The 2991-nt window shown below is 46.0% G+C and carries 3 protein-coding genes; 2 read left to right on the top strand and 1 reads right to left on the bottom strand.

Going from position 1 to position 2991, the window contains the following annotated elements:
- On the bottom strand, nucleotides 1–802 hold an 802-nt coding region (locus tag VM802_RS16715), incomplete at its 3' end, for a DUF3108 domain-containing protein (protein WP_325532518.1).
- 213 nt (nucleotides 803–1015) lie between these two features.
- Here VM802_RS16715 and VM802_RS16710 point away from each other — a divergent pair.
- Together VM802_RS16710 and VM802_RS16705 are read left to right on the top strand one after the other, a co-directional pair.
- Complete coding sequence (locus VM802_RS16710) at nucleotides 1016–2032, top strand: sensor histidine kinase (RefSeq protein ID WP_325532516.1); 1017 nt, start codon at nucleotides 1016–1018, stop codon at nucleotides 2030–2032.
- Nucleotides 2029–2739 carry a LytR/AlgR family response regulator transcription factor gene (locus VM802_RS16705; protein ID WP_325532514.1) on the top strand — a complete coding sequence of 237 codons (711 nt, stop codon included), beginning with the start codon at nucleotides 2029–2031 and terminating at the stop codon, nucleotides 2737–2739. Before VM802_RS16710 ends, VM802_RS16705 begins: the two co-directional genes overlap by 4 nt.
- The last annotated feature ends 252 nt before the right edge of the window (nucleotides 2740–2991 follow it).

Here is a 2991-nt window from a genome sequence, read left to right as displayed (position 1 = left end):
GATTGGGCGCCAGTCCTGGCAGTTTCACTTTATACCGGAACAGCCCTCCGTATTCGTCCACTTCTTTCAGCAGCTCATGTCCGGCTTTGCTGATCCAGTAGGTTTGTACGTACGACATCCCTTTATAGTCGCCTTTGGTTTGCAGCTTCCAGCAGTCTACCTGCCGGTTGTCTAATGTGGCAAGCACTTCACTGCCGGTAACGGAGTAAGCTACATATTTCGGGGGATCGAGGCCGGCGTCATAGAAGTTAATCAGGAAAGTTTTGCCGGCTGCCAGTGGCAGCATCTCGAAAGTTTCTATGTCGAGGTGCCAGTTATAATTAGGTTGATCAAAGTCAAGTTTGTAACCCGCAGCAGCGTTCCCTTCCACTGTATCGGCGGCGGTCACGCCGGTGGCCGACCAGTTGTATGCAATTGACCTGCCGCCTCTGAAGGCAGCATGATAAACAGGCGAGAAATCAGTTACACTGTTGAAGGATACAAACCTGCTATAGCGCAGGCTGTCTGCTCCATACCAGAACTGATGCACCGTGAACACGGGCTGATTATTGACCGTTGTTTTGCCGATGTCGCGCACCCACAGTGAAAGGTCCAGCCGGTCGGGTTTTCCCGGGAACTGGAAGTAGACAAGATACTGGCGCATACCTGTTTTGAGCAGGCGGGTATCCAGTTTGTGATGGCGTTGATCAATGGTGTCTGTCTGTGCAAAGACGGATTGCGTAACGGATATGCACAGGATACATAGCAAACAAATCCTGATCAGCAGGGTATTACAACGAAGTACAGTTCCGAATGACGTCATATTGTTTTTCTATTTACGTCAAAGTTTTCCTTTTCCCGTTTCACAAAAAATTCTATTCAACCATTGCCCCTGTTTTTTCAACTGCCGGGCAGATACCGCATACATTGAAAATCTATGGGAGGTTGTTGAAGCTGTTGGCTGTTCTGTTGAAAAAAGGTAAAAGATGTACCGGCCGAAACAGGAGGTTAACTTAAATCCTTCGTAATTTGGGGCATGCTCACTATCAATACAAGGATCTCTGTCACCCGCCTGCAATGGCTGGTATGGCTGTTTGTGCTGTTGTTGTTGTTCCTGTCGCTGTTGCCGGAAGACGGTTTTATGCAATCGGCCTGTTATGCTACTATCAATCTGCTGACATACGCGACTATCATCTATGGTAATATCAGTTTTTTGTATCCGCGCCTGTATCTCCGGGGGCGGCGGGTGAGTTATGTTATTGTCTCGGTGTTGTTCCTGGTAATGGTGGGTATGGGAAGAGGATATTTGTCTGCCTTTGTCTACAACCATTTCTTTGCTCCCAAGCCGGTACCTGTTACCGTCATGATGCTGGCAAGGAACATGGTGGGTATATTACTGATATACCTGCTTAGCTTTATTTTCAGGATAGCTATTGCTTATTTTACGTTGAAGCAGCAGGCTGAAAAGCTGGTGATGCAACAAGCACAGACGGAACTGAACTTGTTGAAATCGCAGGTACAACCACACTTTCTGTTCAATACGCTGAACAATATTTATTATGAAGCGTACCGGGAGGCGCCACGTACTGCATTTCTGATTGAGCGATTATCTGAAATAATGAGGTATTTTGTGGATGAGAGTCAGAAAGATATTGTAAATATCTCAGCAGAAATTAACTTCCTGGAAAATTATATTGCGCTCGAAAAAATTCGTATCCGGCATGAAGTTGGTATTAACTTTAGGAAGCAGGTAAAGGAGGATTGCCGGATTCCGCCCATGCTGCTGATGACTTTTGTGGAAAATATATTCAAACATGGCATAGACAAGTCCAGTACCCTAAACCAGATTGATATATCGCTCAAAGAGGAGAATAACCAACTTATCTTCACCACAAAAAACAGCCTGCCGGAACAGGCCAATAGTCACAGGTCTGGCGGATCGGGCATCGATAACCTGCGTAAACGCCTGGATTTGCTATATGGAAAAAACTATGAATTGAAAACAGAAAAGACAGCAGCATTTTTCACCGCTTTTTTAACTGTTCCTTTATGAGTATCAGATGCATGATAGTGGATGATGAACCCAACGCCGTAAAGCTGCTGGAGCTGCACATCACGCAGACCACGGGCTGGGAGGTAACGGCAGTATGTTACAATGCGCTTGAAGCGCTCGAGTTCCTGAAAAATAACAAAGCTGATGTTATCTTCCTCGACATCAATATGCCGAAGCTCAATGGGATGGAGCTGGCCAGCCTGCTGCCTACCTGGCTGAAGATCGTATTTACTACTGCCTATTCCGAGTATGCCGCTGCCAGCTACAATTTCCAGGCGCTGGACTACCTGCTGAAACCTATTACACTGACGCGTTTCCTTGCCGCGAGGCAGAAAGTGGAAACCAGTTTCAGGCAGGTCCCTGTTCCTGATAAGTATGCAGAACAACCTGATCACAACTACTTTTTTGTGAAGTCCGGGAAGATATTGCAGCGCATACTGCTGCATGAGCTGTTGTATTTTGAAGGCGATAAAGAATATGTGCGCGTAGTTACCCTGAAAGGTGAAGTGCTGGCGTATAAGCGGCTGAAAGAGATTGCGGAGCAGCTGGGGCCTCCTTTCATCCGGGTGCATAATTCCTATATCGTTAACAGCAGCCAGATTGAAAGAATTCAGGATAACCATATACATATCTCAGGTAAACGTATTCCCCTCAGTGATAAGTTCAAACCCGATTTCATGGCCCTGATACAACAGCGTTTCCTGTAAGTTATGTTTGATCCGGATTAATCAGCGGAATTTTATTACCTATGTACGCGCTCTTGCTGAAAGCCTTCCATCATATTTTGTAAAGCTCCCCTGGATACACGGGAGGACTATGCCTGCTATTAACCAGCCGGGCAACCCTTCTGTTGCCTTTCGTCTGCTGCTTAAAGTTATCAACTGTAAATTATTCTGAAGGGCATACAGACTTTTTCAAGGATCGCTGCCGTTTACTCTGTTCACTATATAAACCTATTA

It is taken from the genome of Chitinophaga sp. (assembly GCF_035538455.1).
Lineage (GTDB): Bacteria > Bacteroidota > Bacteroidia > Chitinophagales > Chitinophagaceae > Chitinophaga.
This window is presented reverse-complemented; position numbering and strand designations above follow the sequence as displayed.

What these genes read in the sequence shown, in the direction of transcription:
- VM802_RS16710 (WP_325532516.1), top strand. Translation starts at nt 1,016, where the DNA reads ATGCTCACTATCAATACAAGGATCTCTGTCACCCGCCTGCAATGGCTG.
- VM802_RS16705 (WP_325532514.1), top strand. Translation starts at nt 2,029, where the DNA reads ATGAGTATCAGATGCATGATAGTGGATGATGAACCCAACGCCGTAAAG.